The 20,455-nt window shown below is 67.8% G+C and carries 26 protein-coding genes; 17 read left to right on the top strand and 9 right to left on the bottom strand.

All coding sequences use genetic code 11. The features are described from left to right. Positions 1 to 21 precede the first annotated feature (21 nt). The 7 genes from hslV to D103_RS14085 form a co-directional block, all read right to left on the bottom strand. Positions 22 to 564, bottom strand: a complete 543-nt coding sequence (gene hslV, locus D103_RS0110500; RefSeq protein ID WP_018141092.1) for an ATP-dependent protease subunit HslV — start codon at positions 562 to 564, stop codon at positions 22 to 24. A 91-nt stretch (positions 565 to 655) separates the two neighbouring features. Beyond that, positions 656 to 1,594: a tyrosine recombinase XerC gene (locus D103_RS0110495; protein WP_018876779.1), complete on the bottom strand. Its 939-nt coding sequence runs from the start codon at positions 1,592 to 1,594 to the stop codon at positions 656 to 658. Beyond that, a complete protein-coding gene (locus D103_RS0110490; protein ID WP_018876778.1) occupies positions 1,566 to 2,303 on the bottom strand; it encodes a DUF484 family protein in 738 nt (245 codons plus the stop codon). The genes D103_RS0110495 and D103_RS0110490 overlap by 29 nt, the downstream gene beginning before the upstream one ends. Then, positions 2,300 to 3,136 carry a diaminopimelate epimerase gene (gene dapF / locus D103_RS0110485; RefSeq protein ID WP_018867634.1) on the bottom strand — a complete coding sequence of 279 codons (837 nt, stop codon included), beginning with the start codon at positions 3,134 to 3,136 and terminating at the stop codon, positions 2,300 to 2,302. Before dapF ends, D103_RS0110490 begins: the two co-directional genes overlap by 4 nt. Then, positions 3,136 to 3,810 (bottom strand): trans-aconitate 2-methyltransferase, encoded by a 675-nt coding sequence (locus D103_RS0110480; protein WP_018876777.1) that lies wholly within the window; start codon positions 3,808 to 3,810, stop codon positions 3,136 to 3,138. Before D103_RS0110480 ends, dapF begins: the two co-directional genes overlap by 1 nt. Next, positions 3,807 to 5,111, bottom strand: a complete 1,305-nt coding sequence (gene lysA, locus D103_RS0110475; protein ID WP_018867636.1) for a diaminopimelate decarboxylase — start codon at positions 5,109 to 5,111, stop codon at positions 3,807 to 3,809. The genes D103_RS0110480 and lysA overlap by 4 nt, the downstream gene beginning before the upstream one ends. Before the next feature lie 20 nt (positions 5,112 to 5,131). Continuing rightward, positions 5,132 to 5,272, bottom strand: coding sequence for a lipoprotein (locus D103_RS14085; protein WP_018867637.1), 141 nt, complete (start codon positions 5,270 to 5,272; stop codon positions 5,132 to 5,134). 339 nt (positions 5,273 to 5,611) lie between these two features. Here D103_RS14085 and soxY point away from each other — a divergent pair, with 339 nt between their 5' ends. The 13 genes from soxY (at position 5,612) to D103_RS0110405 (ending at position 14,607) form a co-directional block, all read left to right on the top strand. Then, a complete protein-coding gene (soxY, locus tag D103_RS0110465) occupies positions 5,612 to 6,082 on the top strand; it encodes a thiosulfate oxidation carrier protein SoxY (protein ID WP_018867638.1) in 471 nt (156 codons plus the stop codon). Between the two features lie 46 nt (positions 6,083 to 6,128). Continuing rightward, positions 6,129 to 6,413, top strand: a complete 285-nt coding sequence (gene soxZ, locus D103_RS13510) for a thiosulfate oxidation carrier complex protein SoxZ (protein WP_038028736.1) — start codon at positions 6,129 to 6,131, stop codon at positions 6,411 to 6,413. Between the two features lie 128 nt (positions 6,414 to 6,541). Next, the gene (locus D103_RS0110455; protein ID WP_018867640.1) at positions 6,542 to 6,922 is read left to right on the top strand and encodes a hypothetical protein; all 381 of its coding nucleotides are present in this window, start codon (positions 6,542 to 6,544) and stop codon (positions 6,920 to 6,922) included. A gap of 68 nt (positions 6,923 to 6,990) precedes the next feature. Next, positions 6,991 to 7,584: an imidazoleglycerol-phosphate dehydratase HisB gene (hisB, locus tag D103_RS0110450; RefSeq protein ID WP_018876775.1), complete on the top strand. Its 594-nt coding sequence runs from the start codon at positions 6,991 to 6,993 to the stop codon at positions 7,582 to 7,584. Between the two features lie 23 nt (positions 7,585 to 7,607). After that, a complete protein-coding gene (hisH, locus tag D103_RS0110445; protein WP_018876774.1) occupies positions 7,608 to 8,264 on the top strand; it encodes an imidazole glycerol phosphate synthase subunit HisH in 657 nt (218 codons plus the stop codon). Between the two features lie 10 nt (positions 8,265 to 8,274). Then, entirely contained in the window at positions 8,275 to 9,003 is a 729-nt protein-coding gene (hisA, locus tag D103_RS0110440; protein WP_018867643.1) for a 1-(5-phosphoribosyl)-5-[(5-phosphoribosylamino)methylideneamino]imidazole-4-carboxamide isomerase, read from the top strand. Between the two features lies 1 nt (position 9,004). Further along, entirely contained in the window at positions 9,005 to 9,799 is a 795-nt protein-coding gene (hisF, locus tag D103_RS0110435) for an imidazole glycerol phosphate synthase subunit HisF (RefSeq protein ID WP_018876773.1), read from the top strand. Beyond that, positions 9,796 to 10,164 (top strand): phosphoribosyl-ATP diphosphatase, encoded by a 369-nt coding sequence (locus tag D103_RS0110430; protein WP_018876772.1) that lies wholly within the window; start codon positions 9,796 to 9,798, stop codon positions 10,162 to 10,164. The genes hisF and D103_RS0110430 overlap by 4 nt, the downstream gene beginning before the upstream one ends. Before the next feature lie 198 nt (positions 10,165 to 10,362). Then, complete coding sequence (gene tatA, locus D103_RS0110425; protein ID WP_018867646.1) at positions 10,363 to 10,653, top strand: twin-arginine translocase TatA/TatE family subunit; 291 nt, start codon at positions 10,363 to 10,365, stop codon at positions 10,651 to 10,653. A gap of 44 nt (positions 10,654 to 10,697) precedes the next feature. Then, complete coding sequence (gene tatB, locus D103_RS0110420) at positions 10,698 to 11,405, top strand: Sec-independent protein translocase protein TatB (protein ID WP_018876771.1); 708 nt, start codon at positions 10,698 to 10,700, stop codon at positions 11,403 to 11,405. Next, positions 11,402 to 12,589, top strand: coding sequence for a twin-arginine translocase subunit TatC (gene tatC / locus D103_RS0110415; RefSeq protein ID WP_018876770.1), 1,188 nt, complete (start codon positions 11,402 to 11,404; stop codon positions 12,587 to 12,589). The genes tatB and tatC overlap by 4 nt, the downstream gene beginning before the upstream one ends. Before the next feature lie 102 nt (positions 12,590 to 12,691). Continuing rightward, on the top strand, positions 12,692 to 14,242 hold the full coding sequence (gene gpmI, locus D103_RS0110410; protein WP_018876769.1) for a 2,3-bisphosphoglycerate-independent phosphoglycerate mutase: 1,551 nt from the start codon (positions 12,692 to 12,694) through the stop codon (positions 14,240 to 14,242). Between the two features lie 8 nt (positions 14,243 to 14,250). Next, a complete protein-coding gene (locus D103_RS0110405; protein WP_026280347.1) occupies positions 14,251 to 14,607 on the top strand; it encodes a cupin domain-containing protein in 357 nt (118 codons plus the stop codon). Positions 14,608 to 14,832: 225 nt separating this feature from the next. Here D103_RS0110405 and pyrE read toward each other — a convergent pair whose 3' ends face one another. Next, a complete protein-coding gene (gene pyrE, locus D103_RS0110400) occupies positions 14,833 to 15,468 on the bottom strand; it encodes an orotate phosphoribosyltransferase (RefSeq protein WP_018876767.1) in 636 nt (211 codons plus the stop codon). A gap of 102 nt (positions 15,469 to 15,570) precedes the next feature. Here pyrE and D103_RS0110395 point away from each other — a divergent pair, with 102 nt between their 5' ends. Beyond that, a complete protein-coding gene (locus D103_RS0110395; RefSeq protein WP_255349388.1) occupies positions 15,571 to 16,344 on the top strand; it encodes an exodeoxyribonuclease III in 774 nt (257 codons plus the stop codon). Positions 16,345 to 16,362: 18 nt separating this feature from the next. Continuing rightward, positions 16,363 to 17,772: an AmpG family muropeptide MFS transporter gene (locus tag D103_RS0110390; RefSeq protein WP_038028762.1), complete on the top strand. Its 1,410-nt coding sequence runs from the start codon at positions 16,363 to 16,365 to the stop codon at positions 17,770 to 17,772. A 102-nt stretch (positions 17,773 to 17,874) separates the two neighbouring features. Here the strand turns inward: D103_RS0110390 and D103_RS0110385 are convergent, their stop codons facing one another. Continuing rightward, complete coding sequence (locus D103_RS0110385; RefSeq protein ID WP_018876764.1) at positions 17,875 to 19,065, bottom strand: hypothetical protein; 1,191 nt, start codon at positions 19,063 to 19,065, stop codon at positions 17,875 to 17,877. A 373-nt stretch (positions 19,066 to 19,438) separates the two neighbouring features. Here D103_RS0110385 and D103_RS0110380 point away from each other — a divergent pair, with 373 nt between their 5' ends. Together D103_RS0110380 and D103_RS0110375 are read left to right on the top strand one after the other, a co-directional pair. Further along, positions 19,439 to 19,975 carry a MarR family winged helix-turn-helix transcriptional regulator gene (locus D103_RS0110380; protein WP_018876763.1) on the top strand — a complete coding sequence of 179 codons (537 nt, stop codon included), beginning with the start codon at positions 19,439 to 19,441 and terminating at the stop codon, positions 19,973 to 19,975. Positions 19,976 to 19,999: 24 nt separating this feature from the next. After that, positions 20,000 to 20,401: a hypothetical protein gene (locus D103_RS0110375; protein ID WP_018876762.1), complete on the top strand. Its 402-nt coding sequence runs from the start codon at positions 20,000 to 20,002 to the stop codon at positions 20,399 to 20,401. Positions 20,402 to 20,455: the final 54 nt, after the last annotated feature.

The following is a 20,455-nucleotide window of genomic DNA, read 5'->3' as shown; positions in this document are numbered from 1 at the left end:
GGTCGTCCGGGGCCGGGCGCGTTACTCCGCGTCCAGGCTCTCCAGGGTGATGTTGTGATTGGTATACACGCAGATGTCGGCGGCGATGTTCAGGGACTTCTCCACGATCTCGCGCGCCGAAAGGTCGGTGTTCTGCAGCAGGGCCTGGGCGGAGGCCTGGGCGTAGGGCCCGCCGGAGCCGATCGCGATCAGTGCGTTCTCCGGCTCGATCACGTCGCCGTTCCCCGAGATCACGAACGAGTTCTCGCGGTCGGACACGGCCAGCAGGGCCTCCAGCTTGCGCAGGGCGCGGTCAGTGCGCCAGTCCTTGGCCAGCTCCACCGCAGCCCGGGTGATATTGCCGGAGTGCTTCTCCAGCATGCCCTCGAAGCGCTCGAACAGGGTGAAGGCATCGGCGGTGCCGCCGGCAAAGCCGGCCAGGATGCGGTCGTGATAGACCCGGCGCACCTTGCGCGCGTTGCCCTTCATCACGGTGTTGCCAAGGGATACCTGGCCGTCGCCCCCGAGGGTGACGGCGCCGTCCTTGCGGACGCAAACGATGGTGGTGCCGCGAAACTGTTCCACGGGGTTCTCCTGTCCGGCTGTGTATCGGGGGCACGGTGTTGGGTCGCGGCGACCCGGGATCGTTCACCCGGCGGGTGCGATCGCGGCCGGATCAATCTCTCCGGCGGGCCCGCGGATGGGCGGCATCATACACCTGTGCCAGATGCTGATAGTCGAGATGGGTATAGATCTGGGTGGTTTCAAGGTTGGCGTGGCCCAGAAGTTCCTGGATGGCCCGCAGGTCGCCGCTGGATTCCAGCAGATGGCTGGCAAACGCATGGCGCAGCCGGTGCGGGTGCAGGCGCACGTCCAGCCCGGCGCGGCGTCCCGCCTCGGCGACGCGGCGCTGCACCGCGCGGTTGCCGATGCGCGGGCCGCGACGGCTGACGAAGACCGCCCGCTCGTCCGGCGCTGCCCAGTCCCCCCGGTGCCGCAACCAGGTGCGCAGGGCCTCGCGCGCCTTGCGCCCCACCGGCACGCTGCGCTCGCGCCGGCCCTTGCCGAGCATCCGCACCAGTCCCGCGTCCAGGTCGAGATCGGTCAGATCCAGCCCGGTCAGCTCCGACAGGCGCAGCCCGGAGGAATACAGCAGCTCCAGCATCGCCTGGTCGCGGGCGGCCAGCGTCGGGTCCGGGCCCTCGGCCGGAGCCAGGGCCTGCTGTGTCTGGTCGACATCGAGATCGCGCGGCAGGGCGCGCCCGGCCCGGGGGCCGCGCATGCCGGACGCCGGGTTGGCGGGCATGCGCCGCTGTTCCACCTGGTAGGCAAAGAAGCCGCGTGCAGCGGACAGGAAGCGCTGAATGGAGCGCGGGTGATGGCCCTGGCGCGCCAGTTGCCCGGCGATGCGGCGCATGTCGGCCGGCCTGAGCGCCTCCCAGGGGCCGTGATGCAGGCTGCGCAGGCGCGTCAGGTCGCGTCGATAGGCCTTGACGGTATGCGGCGAATGGCCGCGAACGTCGCTCAGGTGGCCCAGAAACGCCGTGATATCCGCATCCTGCGCGGGCGCGTCCCCGGTCGCCGGGTCAGGCCGCGGCGTGGGTCCGCTCGACATGGCAGCGGATCGACTCGGCCAGCAGGTCGCCGATGTGGGTCACGAAATAGGTGCCCATGTCGGGCTGGAAGCGGTTCGCGGATTCGCTCGCCAGGCCGAGCACGCCGATCCGGTCGGCATCATCGCCCAGGGGCATCAGGATCGCGGATCCGATCTCCTCGGCATCGTCGAACAGTACATCCAGCATCTCGGCGGGGACCCGGCCACACTGGGCCTTGCCGCGGCTGAACAGCGGGTCGAAGGTGCCCAGCTCACCCTTGTCCAGCGCATGCAGGTCGTCGACCTTGCGATGCGCCAGGCGGATGCTGACGCGCTCCGCGCCCAGCTCGTTGCGCAGGGCGTCCTGGGTCAGGGCCAGCACGGCGTCCAGGTTTTCGGCGCGCATCAGGGTCTTGGCCAGTTCGTGCAGGTGCTGGCCCATGCGTTCGTTGTCGCGGGCGCGCTCGACCAGCTCGCCCATGTGCTGCTCCATCGCGCGGTGCTTCTCGCGCAGCAGCGCGACCTGGCGCTCCAGCAGCGAGACGGCCCCGCCGGATGGATGGGGGATGCGCAGGATGTCCAGCAGCGGCAGGTGGTCCTGGAAGAAATCCGGGTGCTCGCGCAGGTAGGCCTCGACGTCGGCGGCGCCGATCGGGGCTTGCGGGTTCTTTTTCGGCGAGCGGGTCTTCGCGGTCTCTGCAGCAGAGGCGTTGGAGGATTGCCCAGTCATAGATCGATCCAGCCGTTGAATACCGTGGTGGCCGGCCCGGTCAGCCAAACCGGTGCCTCGGCCTGTCCGTCCCAGCTTAGCACAAGGGTCCCGCCCGGCAGGGCCACCTCGACGTCATCGTCGACCAGTCCGCGGCGGCGCAGCACGGCCATCGCGGCGGCCGCGCCACTGCCACAGGCCAGCGTCTCGCCGACCCCGCGCTCGAATACCCGCAGGTCGACATGGCCGCGGTCGCGCAGCGCGGCGAAGCCGACGTTCACGCGCCGCGGGAAGCTCTCGTGGCGTTCGATGATCGGGCCGATCTCGGCCACCGGGGCGCGCGCGACGTCGTCGACCAGGATCACCGCATGGGGGTTGCCCATGGACACCGCGCCGAGGGTGATCGAGTGGCCCTGTACGTCCAGGGTGTAGGCGTCGGCCTCGGCCTCGGCGACCAGCGGGATGCGCGCCGGCGCGAACTCGGGTCGGCCCATGTCCACGCGCACCCGCTCGTCGTCCTCGACATGCAGCACGATGCGCCCGCCCAGGGTCTCGACCGGGATCTCGCGGGCCTCGGTCAGGCCCTGCTCGCGCACGAAGCGGGCGAAGCAGCGCGCCCCGTTGCCGCACTGCTCCACCTCGGAGCCGTCGGCATTGAAGATGCGGTAGCGGAACAGTGCCTGCGCCGGATCGCTCGGCGCCTCCACCAGCAGCACCTGGTCGCAGCCGATGCCGAAGTGGCGATCCGCGAGATGGCGCAGCGTCGATGCGTCCAGCCGGACCGACTGGCGGATGCCATCGATCACCACGAAATCGTTGCCCAGCCCGTGCATCTTGGTGAATTCGAGACGCATCAGCGGTGCCCCGGCAGGTGACCGAAAATGATCATGTGGCGGTCCGACGTGACGTGGACGGTAAAACCGTCGAGGCCGGCGGCGGCCAGCTGCGCGCGCACCTCCTCGGGCGTGAAGGCGGCGTGCAGGGAGTGCTCGAAGTCGCGCCGCAGGACGTCCGGGTCATCGGCTGCGTACTGCGCGACCAGGGCCTGGACGGACTCGGTCGAGTCCGGGCGGCGCAGGTCCATCACGAATACCGCTGCCCCCGGTGCCCCGTCGCGGCGGATCGCCTGCCACAGCACCGCGGGGTCGTGCAGGTGATGCAGCAGGGAGTTGCTGATGATCGTGGCATACGGGGCGCGCGGGCCGCGGGCCTCGGGCAGGCAGCCCTCGGCCAGATGAACCCGCCGCGCGGCCGGGTGACCGGCCATCAGGGCGTCGCCGGCGGCCAGCATCGCGGGCGCGCCGTCGAGGCCGTCCACCTCGCAGTCGGGGTAGCGCGCGGCGAAGCGCAGCGAGACGTCACCCGGGCCACAGCCGAGATCCAGCACCGGCCCGGTCACCGGGCCCGGGAAGACCTCGGCGAAGGCATCCACGAAGCCCTCGTGCGGGGCGGCGAAGTCGGCCTCGGCGTAGGCGCGTGCCTGCGCAGGCTCCAGCATCAGCTCCGGTTCGGGCTGGCGCGGGATCACGGGGCCACGCTCCCGGGCGGGTCCGTGTCATCCGGGTCCACGTCTTCAGAATCCTGGGGCAGCATGCTCTCGCGCATCATCAGGTGATCCACCTGCTCGCGGCGGTTGATGATCTGGAAGTGGTCGCCGTCGACCATCACCTCCGGCGGGCGCGGCCGCGAGTTGTAATTGCCGGCCATCACATAGCCGTAGGCCCCGGCAGAGCGCACCGCGAGCAGGTCACCGGCGGCCAGCGCCAGTTCGCGCTCGCGGCCGAGGAAGTCGCCGGTCTCGCAGACCGGGCCGACGATGTCGTAGGTCCGCGTCGCCGTGTCGTCGCGCTGTACCACCGGCACGATCTCCTGCCAGGCGCCGTACAGCGCCGGGCGCAGCAGGTCGTTCATCGCGCCGTCGACGATCGCGAAGTCATGCGCCTCGGTGTGCTTCAGGTATTCCACCCGGGTCAGGAACACGCCGGCGTTCGCCGCGATGGCGCGGCCCGGCTCCAGCAGCACCTTCAGGCTTCGTTCGCCCAGCACCTCGCGCAGGGCGCTGGCCCAGACATCGGGCTCCGGCGGCGTCTCGTCGCGGTAGCGCACGCCCAGGCCACCGCCGACATCGATGTGTTCGAGTGTGATGCCGTCCTCGGCCAGCTGATCCACCAGCGCCAGCACACGCTTGAGGGCATCGGTGAACGGATCAATGCGGGTCAGCTGCGAGCCGATGTGGAAGTCGACGCCGGTGGCCGCCAGGTGCTGGCTGTCACGCACCCGGGCATACAGCGCCGGCGCCTCCTCGATCGCCACACCGAACTTGTTCTCGCGCAGCCCGGTGGCGATGTAGGGGTGGGTCTCGGCATCGACGTCCGGGTTCACCCGGATCGACACCGGGGCCTGAATGCCGAGCTCTGCCGCGACCGTCTCCAGCCGCTCCAGCTCCGGCGCGGACTCGACGTTGAAACAGTGGATGCCGACCTCCAGCGCGCGGCGCATCTCGGCGGCGGTCTTGCCGACGCCGGAGAACACGATCTTCGCCGGGTCGCCGCCGGCGCGCAGCACGCGTTCCAGTTCGCCGCCGGAGACGATGTCGAAGCCGGCGCCCAGGCGCGCGAGCACGTTCAGCACCCCCAGCGCGGAGTTCGCCTTCACCGCGAAGCAGACCTGGTGCGGGGTCCCGATCAGCGCCTCGCTGAACGCGCGATAGTGGCGCTCCAGCGTGGCACGGGAATACACGTAGGCCGGGGTGCCGACCAGTTCGGCCAGGCCGTCCAGGGCCACACCCTCACAGAACAGCGTGTCGCCGTGGTAGTCGAAATAGTCCATCTAGTGGTCCTTCAGCGGGATCATTGCGGGTTGTGCTCCTCGGCTTCCTCGTCATCGGGCAGGTAGAGATCGCCCTTCTGGCCGCAGGAGGCGAGCATCTGCATCGTGCCGAGTACGACGATCACGGCGATCAACAGCCATTGGGCCTTGCAGGAAAACATGGTCGGGTCCGGGGTCTACGTTGCATGGAAAGGCGATAGTGTGCCATTGATACGCCGCTGGCTTCAGGTGCCAGGGCCCCTGACAGGCCGTTGCATCCCGATGAAATTCACCCGATTTCGAATCGCGATGATTCGTTCATCAATGATTCAGCGAGGTTTGGGACGATGCATCTGCGAGACCAGCAAAAAGACCACTGAAGCTGGTCAGGGGGCGGATTCCGGTCCGCAGGGAATAGACCCCTGCAGGTCGCCGTCCAAAGCAACAGGCGTCACAGCGGTTCACCGCGAAGACGTCCCGGATTATCCGGAACTGACCCACAAGATGAGAGGAGATCATCCATGATTAGCACCAAGCGCCGTGTCTTCCTGAAAGGCACTCTCGCCGCCGGTACTGTCGGTGTCGCCGTCGGGGCCGGTCTGCTCGCCCCGAGCAAGCTGCTTGCCGCCTGGCCGTCCGAGGCCTTTGCCGCCGAAGGTCTGGAAGCCGCCTTTGAAGCGGTGACCGGTTCCAGCGACATCGCTGACGGTGACGTCACCCTGAGCGCCCCGGAAATCGCCGAGAACGGCGCCGTGGTCCCGGTGTCCATCGAGTCCAGCCTGGACAACGTGACCGAAATGGCCGTGTTCGTCGAGCTGAACAACCAGCCGCTGACCGCCCACTACGTCCTGGGTGATGGCGCGCATGCGAACGTCTCCGGCCGTATCCGCATGGGCGAGTCCTCCAACGTGGTCGCCGCCGTGAAGTCCGGCGACACCTGGTACAAGACGGTTCAAGAAGTGAAGGTCACGGTTGGTGGCTGCGGCGGCTAACGCCGACCCCGAACCGCTGATCCGAACACTACTGGAGGTTTAAGATATGTCTATTCGAGTTCGCGCCCAGGAAAGCAACGGCGTTATCAATATCCGTGCGCTGATGAGCCACGACATGCTGGTCCCCGACGACGACGGTGGCCCGCACTTCATCGAGACTGTGGAAATTGCGCGTAACGGCACCACCGCCATCACCGCCAACTGGAACTACACCGTTTCCCGCAACCCGTTCCTGCAGGTTGAGCTGGACGGTTCTTCCGGTGACACCGTGTCCATCTCCTGGACGGACAACAAGGGTGAATCCGACTCGACCGAGGTCGAAGTGCGGTAATCAGGAGCATTCATGCTCTTGAATCAAAGCCGGGGCTTGCCCCGGCTTTTTTTGTGACCGGGTTGGGCCCGTCGCACCCTGGCCTTTCTGGCCTACACTCCAGACAGGCCCATGCCGAGCGACGAGCCATGCCACCCCATTCCCCGCCGCGAAACCCGGATGCTGAACCCGCGCTGCGCCCGGCCCTGCTCCTCGAACCCCACCAGCCCCTGTGGCAGCGCCTGCCGCGGCGCGACGCCGAAGGCCGTCGGCTGGCGGACTTCATGATGCTGATCCCCGGTCTGCGCCAGCGCCCGCGCGCCGAGATCCACGCCCGGGCGCTGGCCATCGAGCGGGTCCTCCATGGCTACGGGGCCGATATCGCGTTCGTCGAGCTGAACCTGAAGCTGAACACGCTGTGGGTCTCGCTGAGCGCGCGGCCGGGGATCTGCAGCGAACTGCCCTGCGCCATCCAGGAGGCTGTTCCCGAGGCCTTGCTGGTCGGCCCGAAGCTGGGGTCGCGCGGATAAGTCCCGCAGTCATACCGGGCGCGGGCCAGCCTTGCTACACTGGCGTTTTATCGTGCCTGAACCGGAACATGACTGAACGCACCGCATCCGTCCGCCGCGACACCCTGGAGACCCGCATCGCCATCGAGCTCAACCTCGACGGCACCGGGCAGAGCCACCTCGAGACAGGCATCCCGTTCCTCGATCACATGCTGGATCAGGTTGCCCGCCACGGCCTGGTCGATCTCGACGTGCGCGCCGAGGGCGATCTGCATATCGATGCCCACCACACGGTGGAGGACATCGGCATCACCCTGGGGCAGGCGCTGGCAAAGGCGCTGGGCGACAAGAAGGGCATCCGCCGCTACGGCCATGCCTACGTCCCGCTGGACGAGGCCCTGTCGCGCGTGGTGATCGACTTCTCCGGGCGCCCGGGGCTGGAGATGCACGCCGATTTCCGTCGTTCGCACATCGGCGAGTTCGACGTCGACCTGTTCCACGAATTCTTCCAGGGCCTGGTCAACCACGGCTGGATGACCCTGCATATCGACTGCCTGCGCGGCGACAATGCCCACCATGTCGCCGAGACCATCTTCAAGGCCTTCGGACGTGCCCTGCGCGTGGCGGCGGAAATGGATCCGCGCTCGGCGGGCATGATGCCGTCCACCAAGGGAACCCTGTAACGGACAAGGGACGAGACCCGGCCATGGAAACTGTTGCCGTCATCGATTACGGCATGGGCAATCTGCACTCGGTCGTACGTGCGCTGGAGCACGAGGCCGCGGCCGACCAGCGCGTGCTGCTCACGGACGACCCCGAGACCCTGCGCGAGGCGGACCGCCTGGTGTTCCCTGGCCAGGGTGCGGCGGGGGATGCCATGCAGGCGCTGGCCCGGCGCGGGCTCGACCGGCTGCTGCCCGAGCTGGCGGCGGACCGGCCCTTCCTCGGACTGTGCCTGGGCCAGCAGATCCTGATGGACGCCAGCGAGGAGAGCGGCGGCGTCGACCTGCTCGGTATCCTGCCGGGCCGGGTGGCGCGCTTCCCTGCGATGGAGGGTGCGGATGGCCGCCGCTTGAAGATCCCCCACATGGGGTGGAACCGCGTGCTGCCGGCGCGCGAGCACCCCCTGTGGCACGGTCTGCCCGAGACCCCCTGGTTCTACTTTGTCCACAGCTACCGGGTGCAGCCCGAGCGCGAGGCGGATGTGGCCGGGCGCACCGATTATGGCGAGACCTTTGCCTCGGCACTGGCACGGGGCTCGTTGTTCACCATGCAGTGCCATCCGGAGAAGAGCGCCGCCTGCGGGCTGCGCCTGCTGCACAACTTTCTGCGCTGGGACGGAGACGGTCCCAGGGCGTCGTGAGGAGTCGAAGATGCTGGTCATCCCCGCAATCGATCTGAAGGAAGGCAAGTGCGTTCGCCTGCGCCAGGGGAACATGGACGATTCCACCGTGTTCGGCGAGGACCCGGTGGAGATGGCGAAGCGCTGGGTGGACGCCGGGGCCGAACGCCTGCACATCGTGGACCTGGACGGCGCCTTCGCCGGCCAGCCGCGCAATGCCCAGGCGGTGCACGCCATCGCGAAGGCCTTCCCCGACCTGCCGATCCAGATCGGCGGCGGGGTGCGCGACGAGGACACGGTACAGGCCTACCTCGATGCCGGGGTCGAGTTCGTGATCATCGGCACCCGCGCGGTCAGCGCCCCGCACTTCGTGAACGACCTGTGCCTGGAGTTTCCCGGCCGCATCATCGTCGGGCTGGACGCCAAGGACGGCAAGCTCGCGGTGGATGGCTGGTCCAAGCTCTCGCACCACGACGTGATCGACCTGGCCCAGCACTTCGAGGCCGACGGCGTGGTGGCCTTCGTCTACACCGACATCGCCCGCGACGGGATGATGAAGGGCCCCAACGTGGAGGCCACCGCACGCCTGGCGAGCAACGTGCGCGTGCCGGTGATCGCCTCCGGCGGTATCAGTTCACTGGACGACATCCGCAATCTGGCGGCGCGCGAGGAAGACGGCATCACCGGCGCGATCGTCGGCCGGGCCCTGTACGAGGGCGCCTTCACCCTGGAGGAGGCCCGCGCGGCCGCCGGGAGCTGAGATGCTCGCCAAGCGCATCATCCCCTGCCTGGATGTCGACGCCGGCCGCGTGGTCAAGGGCGTCAACTTCGTCGGCATCCGCGATGCCGGGGACCCGGTGGAGATTGCCCGGCGTTACAACGCGCAGGGCGCGGACGAGATCACCTTCCTCGACATCACCGCCTCCAGCGACGACCGCGAGACCATCCTGCACGTGGTCGAGGCGGTCGCGCGCGAGGTCTTCATCCCGCTGACGGTCGGGGGCGGCGTGCGCGCGGTCGAGGACATCCGCCGCCTGCTGAACGCCGGGGCCGACAAGGTCTCCATCAATACCGCCGCGGTGCACCGCCCGGAGCTGGTGCGCGAGGCCGCCGACTGGGTCGGCAGCCAGTGCATCGTGGTCGCGATCGACGCCAAGCAGGTCAGCACGGGGAATGAACCACCGCGCTGGGAGGTCTTTACCCACGGAGGGCGCCGCGAGACCGGGCTGGACGTAGTCGAATGGGCGCAGCGCATGGAGGCCCTGGGGGCCGGCGAGATCCTGCTGACCAGCATGGACCGCGACGGTACCCGCATCGGCTTCGATCTGGCCCTGACCCGCGCGGTCAGCGACGCGGTGGGTATCCCGGTCATCGCCTCCGGCGGCGTCGGTGAGCTCCAGCACCTGGTGGAGGGCGTGACCGAGGGCCATGCCGACGCGGTGCTGGCGGCCAGTATCTTTCATTTCGGCCAGCACACCGTGGGCGAGGCCAAGGACGCGATGGCGGCGGCCGGTGTGCCGGTGCGACCGAACGATGCCGAGGTGGCCACGCAATGACCGAGTCCGCGCCCAACCATCCCGCCGGCGCCGAGGTGCTCGCCGCACTGGCCGAGGTCATCGAGCAGCGCCGTCAGGCCGATCCGGAGCAGTCCTATGTGGCCAAGCTCCACGCGCGCGGCCTGGACGAGATGCTGAAGAAACTGGGCGAGGAATCGGCGGAGACCCTGATCGCCGCGAAGAACAACGATACCGACGCCCTGGTGTCGGAAATGGCCGACCTGTGGTTTCATGCCCTGGTGGTGCTCGCGGCGCGCGGCCGGCACCCGGACGATGTCCTCGACGAACTGGCGCGACGTTTCGGCCTGTCGGGTGTCGCGGAGAAGGCCGCGCGCGAAACGAGTGGACGTCGCTCCGATCACTGATGATCTCCCGGCGGCCTTTGACTGGCTCCGGTAAAGCGTTCGTTCATGTTGCTCGGCTACACTGCGGTCATCGTGTCGGGTCCACGCGCCAGAGCAATCCGGGCGCGAGCATGTACATGACCCGGCGTGCCGCACAGTTGATTATGGGCCTGGCGCCGTTCAGGCTACCCAAAAGTTGTTTTACCGGAGACAGAATCCATGGGTATCGGTGGTATCAGTATTTGGCAGCTCCTCATTATCCTGCTCATCGTCGTGCTGCTGTTCGGCACCAAGAAGCTGCGCAACATGGGGGGGGATATCGGTTCGGCGATGAAGAACTTCCGCCAGGCGGTCAAGGACCCCGACGCCGAAGAGAAGAAGGAAGGCGAAGACGGCGAGACGCGCGAGGTCGAGGACCAGACCGACGACAAGGGTCGCGTGGTCGACGCCGAGGTCAAAAAGAGCAGCGAAAAGGATTCCGACGCCTCGCAATCGGACAAGAAGTCCTGAGCCTCGCGCCCGGCGCGGTGGCCCGGCTCGAACGGCGGTAGTCCATGTTCGATATCGGCTTCTGGGAAATCATCATCATCGTGCTGGTGGCGCTGCTGGTCGTCGGGCCGGAGCGGCTGCCCGGGCTTGCGCGCGAGATCGGGCGCTGGGTGGGCAAGACCCGGCGTTTCGTCCACAGCGTGCGTTCGGATTTCGAGCAGGAGCTGCAGACCGACGAGCTGCGCAAAATGCTGAAGAGCCAGGATCGCGAGATCCGCCAGCTCAAGAACATGATGGACGAGACCGAGACCAGCCTGCGCGAGGAGTTCGAGGATACCGAGCGCGGTCTGCGGGAGGACATCGAGGGTCAGCCGAAGACCGGCAAGCACCTCTCGGACTCCGAGCAGAAGGCGCTGGCCGAGAAGAAGCCGGCCAAGCCGGCGGTGCGCGACAAGCCCTCGATGCGCAGCCCCGACGCGGCGGTGCGCGGTGGCGACGCTGAAACGCCGGATACCGACGCCGAAGCCGACGAACCGACCGAGGTGCGCCGTGTGCCCACACAGGGCGATCTGGACGGCAACCTGATGACCGACGACCCGGCGCTGGCCGCCGAGCAGAAGGCACGGGCGGCCGACGGGCCGCGTCCGGAGCGCAAGAAGCCGGCGGTGCGCGAACGCCGGACCCCGGATCCCGCGGATGAGGGCTCGCGCCCTGCGCGGGACTCGACGACCGACACCACTCACGACGACCAGACCCCTGACAAGCACTCATGAGCAAGACCAAACCGGGGGTCGAGCCGAGTCCGGAAGCCACCGAGACCCTGCTCACGCATCTGATCGAGCTGCGGGACCGCATTCTCAGGATGTTCATCGCCATCCTGGTGGTGTTCCTGATCCTGTTCCCGTTCGCCAACCCGATCTACACCTGGCTGGCCGACCCGCTGATGCAGCACCTGCCGGAAGGCACCAGCATGATCGCGATCGACGTGGCCGCGCCGTTCCTGATCCCGTTCAAGCTGACCCTGCTGCTGGCCGTGGTCCTCAGCATCCCGTACCTGCTGTACCAGGTCTGGTCCTTCGTGGCCCCGGGCCTGTACGCCCACGAAAAGAGCATGGCGCTGCCGCTGGTGGCCTCGTCCACCATGCTGTTCTACCTCGGGATGGCATTCGCCTATTTCGTGGTGTTCCCGCTGATCTTCGCGTTCTTCACCGCCACCGCGCCCGAGGGCGTGTCGGTGATGACCGACATCTCGCGCTACCTGTCGTTCGTCATCATGCTGTTCATCGCCTTCGGCATTGCCTTCGAGGTGCCGGTGGCGACCATCCTGCTCGTCTCCATGGGGGCGACCACCCCGGCCAAGCTGGCGCAGAAGCGCCCCTACGTAATCGTCGGGGTGTTCCTGGTGGGGATGGTGCTCACCCCGCCGGATATCATCTCGCAGACCCTGCTGGCGCTGCCGATGTGGCTGCTGTTCGAGATCGGCCTGATCCTGTCGCGGATCATGGAGCGCAAGAAGGCCGAACGGCGCGCTGGCGCGGGCGGTGACGCGGACACGGGCGACGACGACGGCCCGGATGATGACGGCCCGGGCGGTGGCAAGCCGCGGGGTGGCGGCAGCGGCGGCGGATCGCGCAAGACGGCCGCGGCGAGTTCGGCGGCGATGGCATCCGGGACGACCGGGACCGCCGCCGGGGCGGGCGAAAGTGCCACGGCGGCCGCGCGCACCGGGTACACCCCGCTGACCGATGACGAAATGGATGCCGAGCTGGACCGCATCGAGGAAGAGCAGGCTGAACTACGCCGCCAGCGGGCCGCCCGCGATTCCGGGGGCACGCCCGCCGGCTCTGGAGAGCAACCGGCGGTGTCCGGCACGGCGGGCGACGACACCCTGCCCGGCGCCGATTCGGACCCCGGGGACGCCTCAACCGAGGCGGATGACACGCAGCGCGATCGCTGAACCGGCCGGGGCGCCCGCGATTTGTGCGGCCCGGCGCCCCGCCAAGCATCGGAAGTTGCTAAAATACCCGGGTAACCCATTGACCCAGGTAATGATCCCGCGATGGCCGATCCGCGTTCCACCCCCCGCCGCCCCGTCCTGCTGATCGTCATGGACGGAGTCGGCGTGAACCCCTCCAAGCTGAACAATGCCTACGCCGAGGCCGACACCCCGCGTCTCGACGAGTATCTCTCGACCCATACGCACACCACGCTGGATGCCTGTGGCCGCGCGGTCGGGCTGCCGGATGGGCAGATGGGCAACTCCGAGGTGGGGCACCTGACGCTGGGCGCGGGGACCGTGATCAACCAGGACCTGGTGCGCATCGACGACTCCATCGCCGACGGCAGCTTCTACGAGAACGACGCCCTGGTCAGCGCCGCCCGGGCGGCCGCCAACAACAACCTGCCCCTGCACCTGATCGGCCTGGTCTCCGATGGAGGCGTGCACTCGCACATCCGCCATCTGCGCGCCCTGGTCGAGATCTGCCAGCGCGAGGGCGCGCGGCCGATGGTGCACATGATCACCGACGGCCGCGACACCGCCCCGCGCTCGGCGCTGAACTACCTCGACCCGCTGGAGGAAGAACTGGCCAACGCCGGCGGCGCCATCGCCACGGTTTGCGGGCGCTATTACGCAATGGACCGTGACAAGCGCTGGAAGCGCACCGAGAAGGCCTTCCGTGCCATCGCCTATGCCGAGGGCGAGCCCGCCGGTTCCGCCCGCGAGGCCATCGAGGCCGCCTACGCGGCCGGCGAGGACGACGAATTCATCAATCCGCGCATCATCAACGGCGGCGCCCCGCTGGGCGAGGACGCGGTCTGCGTGCTGTTCAACTTCCGCAACGACCGCCCGCGTCAGCTCACCGCCGCCCTGGGCATGGACGACTTCGACGGCTTCGACCGCGGCGACTTCCACCCCGTGGCGGAAACCTGCCTGACCGAGTACGACCCGCGCTTCCTGTCACCGATTGCCTTCCCCCCGGAGCGCCCGTCGACCACCCTGGGCAGTACCATCGCCTCCGCCGGTATCCCTCAGTTCCATTGCGCCGAGACCGAGAAGTACGCCCACGTGACCTTCTTCTTCAACGGCGGCAAGGAAGAGCCCTACGCCGGCGAGCAGCGGGTGATGGTCCCCTCGCCGTCCGTGGATACCTACGACGAGCAGCCGGAGATGAGCGCCAAGGAGGTGGCCGACGAGACCATCCAGGCGATGCAGAGCGGGCGCTACGGGTTCATTCTGGTCAACTTCGCCAACGGCGACATGGTCGGACACACCGCCAAGCGCGAGGCGCTGATCCAGGCGGTCCAGACCCTGGACCAGGAGGTCGGTCGGGTCCTGGACGCCGCGCGGGAGCTGGAATACTCCGCGATCGTGACCGCCGACCACGGCAACTGCGACGAATACGTCGACCCGGTGACCGGCGCCCCGCATACCCAGCACACCATCTACCCGGTGATGTGCATGATCACCGACTCCCAGCGCTGGCGCCTGCGCACCGGCGGCGGCCTGGCCGATGTCGCCCCGACCGTGCTGGAACTGATGGGGGTGCCCAAGCCCGCCGCGATGGGTGGCCAGAGCCTGCTGCTCGAGGAAGTGCCGGAGTCCGCGTGAGCCCGATGATGCATACGCGCTACGCCGACATCCCGGCCTATGACACCAAGGACGGCTCCGAGATCCGCGAGCTGATGCACCCCGATGTGCACGGCAACGCCGCCCAGAGCCTGGCCGAGGCCGTGGTCGAGCCCGGTGCGATCACGCGCCTGCATCGCCACGCGCGCACCGAGGAGCTCTATCACGTCACCCGTGGCCAGGGCGAGATGCGCCTGGATGAGGCGACCTTCCCGGTGACGGTGGGTGACACGGTCTGCATCGCGCCCGGCACGCCGCATAACATCCGCAACACCGGCGCCGAGCCCCTGCATATCCTGTGCAGCTGCTCGCCGGCGTACTCGCACGACGACACCGAGCTCCTGTAGCCCGTTCTGCGCGCTCATCCGCACCCGTCCTTGCGAGGACCGCCGCCGTCGAAGCGGAAAGGCTGCGTTGAACGGCCGCGGGGCGAACGAAGCAAGTAACCGCCGGCCGGAGCCACCGACGGGTGGGGCGGCCCGGCGGCTTTCTACCGCGCTGGGAGATTGCTTCGTCGGCTGCACCTCCTCGCAATGACGGAGGTGGACGCTGAAGCGGTGGTCCGCGTCTCCCTAAACGCCGTACTCGGCGCGGTAGGCGCGCAGGGCCTCCAGGTGTTCCGGCGCGCGGCCGGTCTCCTCGAGCATGCGGACCAGGTCGCCCAGCCGGGCGACGCGCACCACCTGCAGGCCCAGATCGGCCTCGACCTCCTGGATCGCGGAGCGCTCGCCGCGGCCGCGCTCCTCGCGGTCCAGCGCGATCGCCACGCCGACCGGGGTGGCCCCGGCCGCCCGGATCAGGTCCACCGATTCCCGGATCGCGGTGCCGGCGGTAATCACGTCGTCCACGATCAGCACCCGACCCTCCAGCGGGGCGCCGACGATGTTGCCGCCCTCGCCGTGATCCTTGGCCTCCTTGCGGTTGAAGGCCCAGGGGCGGTCCATGCCGTGGTCGCGATAAAGCGCCTCGGTGACCGCCGCGGCCAGCGGAATGCCCTTGTAGGCCGGACCGAACACCAGGTCGAACTGGATACCGGAATCCCTGATCGCCTGCGCGTAGAACTCGCCCAGCCGCGCCAGGTCCGAGCCGCGATTGAACAGGCCCGCGTTGAAGAAGTACGGGCTCAGCCGTCCGGACTTCAGTGTGAACTCGCCAAAGCGCAGGACGTCGCGTTGCAGGGCATATTCGAGGAAGGCGTGGGCGGTCATCGGGTGGCTCCGGTCTCAAACGTCGTATTTTGACACAGACCTGTGCCAGTGCCGCAGTCCGGGGCTTTTCCACGCGCGCGGGCGCGGGTATCGTTCGTCGCCATGCGCATACTCTCGATGAACGCCAATGGCATCCGTGCCGCAGCCCGCAAGGGCTTCTTCGACTGGCTCCCGTCCACCGAGGCCGACGTGGTCTGTATCCAGGAGACCAAGGCCCAGATCCACCAGATCCAGGGCGAGCCCTTCCATCCACCCGGCTACCACAGCGTCTATGTCGATGCCGTGAAGCCCGGCTACAGCGGCGTGGCGCTGTACAGCCGCCGCCAGCCGGACGAAGTCGTGACCCGCATCGGCTTCGAGGAGGCCGACAATGAGGGCCGCTATGCCGAGATGCGGTTCGGCAACCTGTCGGTGGTCTCGCTCTACCTGCCCTCGGGGTCTTCGGGCGATCATCGCCAGGACTCCAAGTGGCGCTTCCTCGAGTTCTTCCGCCCCTGGCTGGCGGAACGCATGCAGGACGGGCGTGAATGGGTCATCTGCGGCGACTGGAACATCGCCCACAAGGAGATCGACCTCACCAACTATAAGTCCAACCGCAAGAACTCCGGCTTCTTGCCGGAGGAGCGGGCCTGGCTGGACCACCTGTTCGACGAGATCGGCATGGTCGACGTGTTCCGCCGGCTGGACGGGCGCCCCGAGCAGTACACCTGGTGGTCCAACCGCGGCCAGGCCTGGGCCAAGAACGTGGGCTGGCGGATCGACTACCAGATCGCCACCCCGGGCATTGCCGCCACCGCGCGCGATCCGTACATCCACACCGACGACCGCTTCTCCGACCACGCGCCGTTCTGGATCGACTATGACTACCAGCCCTGACCGGGGCCTGTGCCGCGCATGACCGACGCCGCCGAAGCGCAACGGCCCCCGCGCCGCGACTGGCGCGCGGCCCTGGCGGTCTACCGCCATCCGCGGGTCATCGGCATGCTGTTCCTCGGCTTTGCCGCGGGCTTGCCGCTGCTGCTGACCGGCGGCACCTTCACCGCCTGGCTGCGCGACCTTGGCGTGGAGCTGGCCTCCATCGGCTTCCTCTCCTGGGTCGGCATGGCCTACAGCATCAAGGTGTTCTGGGCCCCGGTGGTCGACCGCCTCGCCCTGCCGGTCCTGACCCGAGTGTTCGGACGTCGTCGTGCCTGGATGCTGTTCGCCCAGGCCGTGATCATCCTGGGCCTGGCCGGGATCGCCCTGACCGACCCGACGGAGCAGCTCTGGCTGGTGGCCGTCTGGGCCGTACTCACGGCCTTCGGCGCCGCGACCCAGGACATCGCCATCGATGCCTACCGCATCGAGGCCGTCAGCCAGGAGCGCCAGGGCGCGATGGCCGCCGCCTACGTGTTCGGCTATCGCGTGGCCCTACTGACCGCTGGAGCCGGGGCGCTGCATATCGCCGCGATCGGCAGCTGGAGCCTCTCCTATGGCGCGATGGCCGCCCTGATGCTGGTGGGCGTCGTCTGCACGCTGATCGTCCGTGAGCCCGAGGTGGCCCGGCGCGACTCCGCCACGGCCCGACTCGAGGACCGCGTGGTCCACTACCTCAACAACACCTCCGATACGGGCTGGTGGCGCGGCCTGAAGGCCTGGTTCATCGGCGCGGTGATCTGCCCGTTCGTCGAGTTCTGGCAGCGCTTCGGGAAGATCGCCCTGGTGGTGATCGCCTTCATCGCCGTGTTCCGCATCAGCGATATCTTCATGGGCGTGATGGCCAATCCGTTCTATCTGGACATCGGCTTCACCAAGGACGAGATCGCCAACATCGCCGCCGCCTTCGGCCTGGCCATGACCCTGACCGGCGCGGCCCTCGGCGGCCTGCTGGTGGTGCGCTTCGGCATCATGCGCATGCTGATCGCGACCGCGATCCTGGCCCCGCTGACCAACCTGACCTTCTCCTGGCTGGCGACCCTGGGGCCGGAGACCTATGGCCTGGTGTTCGCGATCATGGCCGACAATCTCTCCGGTGGCATGGCGATCTCGGTGTTCATCGCCTATCTCTCAAGCCTGACCAACAGCGCCTACACCGCCACCCAGTACGCCCTGTTCAGCTCCATCATGACCCTGCCCGGCCAGTTCCTCGCCGGCTTCACGGGCGTACTCGCCGAGCACATCGGCTGGGTCTGGTTCTTCGCCAGCTCCGCCCTGATCGGCATCCCCACCATCCTGCTCGCCTTCGCCCTGATGCGCTGGGCCAATCCCGACCGCATGCCCCAGCCCGGACGTCCGGACCTCGCCGAGGCCCCCGCCCGCGACTAGCCGGCCGAAGGCCTCGCGGCCGGACAGCAAAAAGCCCGCATCCGTGGATGCGGGCTCGAGTGACGCCAGCGGGCCGCCGGGTGGCGGCCGCGTACTCTCGTCCTAGAAGTAGTACCCGAAGTTGATATTGACCCGGGCCTCCCAGTTGTTGTCCTCGTTGGCGCCCAGGCGATCCCCGAACGGGTTGTCGCCGCGGCGGTTCCCGCCGACGAATTCGTTGCCGTTGGAGTAGGCCAGGTCCGTGTAGATGTACCAGTTACCCCGGGCCCAGGCGGCGCCCAGCACCAGCATGTCGCTGTTGTTGAAGTCGCTCTCGCTCTTCACGATTGAGGACACCTCGGCGTACGGGATTACGTAGTCCAGCCACGGGATGTTGCTGGTTTCCTGGTAGTAACTGAGCGACACGGCCGGGATCCAGCCCTCGGCGGCCACGGTGTTCGGGAAGTCGTAGGCGCCCATCTGGACCAGCTTGTCGGTTCCCAGCGGCTGGTTCGCGTCCACGTCGAACTTGTAATAGGTCAGCTGGCTGGCCAGGGTCCAGTTGCCCCAGTTGTTGACCATGTGGCCGGAGACCGCGTAATGGTCGCCATCACTCTGCGGACCCTTGCTCTTCAACTCGCCGTATTGCGCGGAAAAACCGACGTCGGTATTCGCGTTCGGGATGCTGTAGATTCCGCGCACGTTGAACTGGTTGCGTTCCTCATAGCCGTCGCCCGATTCGTTGACGACGTCATAGGAGTACCGCGCACTGTCCCGGGTGTCGCCCGAGTAGTGGCCTTCATCTCGCGCGTAATAGCCGAAGTCCCAGGTCCAGTCGCCCATCGGCATGGTGTACTTCACGCCGAGGTCCATGTCGTCGGACAGACCCACGTAGTAATGCTGGTCAAAGAACCAGCTCTGGGACACACCGTAGGGGCCCGGGCCAAAGGGTACGCGGTTGACGCCCACCTGCAGCTGGCTCTCGTTCTCGAAGTTATAGCCGACCCAGCCGGTGTGCAGCATGTTGTAGCCGTCATACCAGCGGTACTCCAGCTTGCCGAGCCAGGGACCGTTCTCGTAGTCGAGGTTGATACGGGCGGTGTCGAGCAGAAAATTGCCGCCCTTGTCCCATGAGCGTCGATCGGAGTCGGGATAGTCGCCAATGACATAATTGGCGCGCAGTGCGCCGCCGATCGACAGGTTGCCGACCTGGATGCTGTCGTATTCGGCGGCGGCGACATTCGGGCCCAGGAACAGGGCCAGGGCAACGGCACCGGACAGGGGTGCCAGGGTCCAGCTCATCGTCTTCTTCATTGTGATTCCTCTTCTGGTCAGGCGGTTCGGGTGTCGCCAGTGGCCTTACCGGGCGGACACGAAGTGCACGGTGCGTCCCGGGCTGCAACCGGTGGTCTGCGGACCACGCGGGCAAATGCGTTGTAAACACGATACGCAGCCCCGGCGCACTGTGGTGTGACCACGACACCCGCCCCGTGTTCCTTTTCTTGGGCGGGAGGCCCTCCAGCTGACCGATGCCCGGCGTACCGGGTCGGTCCTCTGAGCGGGGCAGGTTCCCCAATCCACCTGTTTAGAGCCCATGGCCGGATTTCGCCAGCCGGTGCGTAAGTTGCAATGGAACTATTTTTGTACAAAAATAACTAAACGAGTGATTCAATTGCGGGAAGTTTCGATGACATCCACCCAGGCCGTGCCCCAGGCACACGACAACGAATCCGGTGCCGTCGCCGGCACGAGTGGCGAGCCGGATCTGGCGCGTTCGGTGATCCGCCAGTTGCGGGTGATCATCCGCGCGCTGCAGGGGCACTCGCGCACGGTCGAGCGGGCCTGTGGGATCAGCGCCTCGCAGCTGTGGGCCCTGTGGGAACTGCAGCGCACGCCGGGGCTTAACGTCAGCGACCTGTCGCGTCGGCTCTCGGTGCATGCCTCCACGACCTCCAACCTGCTGGACAAGCTGGAGCACCGCGGGCTGATCGAGCGCCGCCGTCCGGAAAAGGACCAGCGCATCGTGCGGCTCTATGTCACCGATGCCGGCCTCGAACTGCTGGACCAGGCCCCGGCCGCGCCGCAAGGCGAACTGAACCGGGCCCTGCAGTCGCTGCCGAAGGGGTGTCTGGAGGAACTCGACCAGAACCTCGACCTGCTGGTCGAGGCGATGAACACCACCGAGCCTCGGGCCGGGCTGCAACCGTTCGACGGCAAGGCCTGAGCCCGGGCCCGTCCGGAGGCTCCGATGCGCATCCTTCGCCCCCTCCTGCCCGCGCTGCTCTTCCTGCCGCTTGCGGTGGGCGCCCAGCCGGCCTTCGACGCCCCGCCGGAGCGCTCCACCGATGGCGGGTTCACCCTCGCCTGGGAGGCGGATGCGGCGGTGGTTCTGGAGCAGGCCTCGGGGCCGGATCACGCGGATGCCCGCGTGATCTACCAGGGCGGTGATACCAGCACCGTCATCAGCGGACTGCCCGATGGCGAGTACCGGTTCCGCCTGCGCGCCGCGGATGCGGATGACTGGGCCGACCAAACCACCGTCACGGTGGAGCATCACAGCCTGACCCGCGCCTTCGGCTTCTTCGCGGTGGGCGCGATCGTCTTCCTGGTCCTGATCGGGGCCATCCTGCGCGGGCGTCCGCGCGACTGATTCACCCGGTCCGTCCTGCCGATACGCTCGAGGCCCCGCCCTCGCGTAGCAGCG

The sequence above is a fragment of the Thioalkalivibrio sp. ALE31 genome, from assembly GCF_000377405.1.
Lineage (GTDB): Bacteria > Pseudomonadota > Gammaproteobacteria > Ectothiorhodospirales > Ectothiorhodospiraceae > Thioalkalivibrio.
This window is presented reverse-complemented; position numbering and strand designations above follow the sequence as displayed.

Bases quoted from the DNA above. Each gene is read 5' to 3' on its own strand.
- D103_RS0110495 (WP_018876779.1), bottom strand. From the start codon at position 1,594: ATGTCGAGCGGACCCACGCCGCGGCCTGACCCGGCGACCGGGGACGCG.
- D103_RS0110490 (WP_018876778.1), bottom strand. From the start codon at position 2,303: ATGACTGGGCAATCCTCCAACGCCTCTGCTGCAGAGACCGCGAAGACC.
- dapF (WP_018867634.1), bottom strand. From the start codon at position 3,136: ATGCGTCTCGAATTCACCAAGATGCACGGGCTGGGCAACGATTTCGTG.
- lysA (WP_018867636.1), bottom strand. From the start codon at position 5,111: ATGGACTATTTCGACTACCACGGCGACACGCTGTTCTGTGAGGGTGTG.
- D103_RS14085 (WP_018867637.1), bottom strand. From the start codon at position 5,272: ATGTTTTCCTGCAAGGCCCAATGGCTGTTGATCGCCGTGATCGTCGTA.
- soxY (WP_018867638.1), top strand. From the start codon at position 5,612: ATGATTAGCACCAAGCGCCGTGTCTTCCTGAAAGGCACTCTCGCCGCC.
- soxZ (WP_038028736.1), top strand. From the start codon at position 6,129: ATGTCTATTCGAGTTCGCGCCCAGGAAAGCAACGGCGTTATCAATATC.
- D103_RS0110455 (WP_018867640.1), top strand. From the start codon at position 6,542: ATGCCACCCCATTCCCCGCCGCGAAACCCGGATGCTGAACCCGCGCTG.
- hisB (WP_018876775.1), top strand. From the start codon at position 6,991: ATGACTGAACGCACCGCATCCGTCCGCCGCGACACCCTGGAGACCCGC.
- hisH (WP_018876774.1), top strand. From the start codon at position 7,608: ATGGAAACTGTTGCCGTCATCGATTACGGCATGGGCAATCTGCACTCG.
- hisA (WP_018867643.1), top strand. From the start codon at position 8,275: ATGCTGGTCATCCCCGCAATCGATCTGAAGGAAGGCAAGTGCGTTCGC.
- hisF (WP_018876773.1), top strand. From the start codon at position 9,005: ATGCTCGCCAAGCGCATCATCCCCTGCCTGGATGTCGACGCCGGCCGC.
- D103_RS0110430 (WP_018876772.1), top strand. From the start codon at position 9,796: ATGACCGAGTCCGCGCCCAACCATCCCGCCGGCGCCGAGGTGCTCGCC.
- tatA (WP_018867646.1), top strand. From the start codon at position 10,363: ATGGGTATCGGTGGTATCAGTATTTGGCAGCTCCTCATTATCCTGCTC.
- tatB (WP_018876771.1), top strand. From the start codon at position 10,698: ATGTTCGATATCGGCTTCTGGGAAATCATCATCATCGTGCTGGTGGCG.
- tatC (WP_018876770.1), top strand. From the start codon at position 11,402: ATGAGCAAGACCAAACCGGGGGTCGAGCCGAGTCCGGAAGCCACCGAG.
- gpmI (WP_018876769.1), top strand. From the start codon at position 12,692: ATGGCCGATCCGCGTTCCACCCCCCGCCGCCCCGTCCTGCTGATCGTC.
- D103_RS0110405 (WP_026280347.1), top strand. From the start codon at position 14,251: ATGCATACGCGCTACGCCGACATCCCGGCCTATGACACCAAGGACGGC.
- pyrE (WP_018876767.1), bottom strand. From the start codon at position 15,468: ATGACCGCCCACGCCTTCCTCGAATATGCCCTGCAACGCGACGTCCTG.
- D103_RS0110395 (WP_255349388.1), top strand. From the start codon at position 15,571: ATGCGCATACTCTCGATGAACGCCAATGGCATCCGTGCCGCAGCCCGC.
- D103_RS0110390 (WP_038028762.1), top strand. From the start codon at position 16,363: ATGACCGACGCCGCCGAAGCGCAACGGCCCCCGCGCCGCGACTGGCGC.
- D103_RS0110385 (WP_018876764.1), bottom strand. From the start codon at position 19,065: ATGAAGAAGACGATGAGCTGGACCCTGGCACCCCTGTCCGGTGCCGTT.
- D103_RS0110380 (WP_018876763.1), top strand. From the start codon at position 19,439: ATGACATCCACCCAGGCCGTGCCCCAGGCACACGACAACGAATCCGGT.
- D103_RS0110375 (WP_018876762.1), top strand. From the start codon at position 20,000: ATGCGCATCCTTCGCCCCCTCCTGCCCGCGCTGCTCTTCCTGCCGCTT.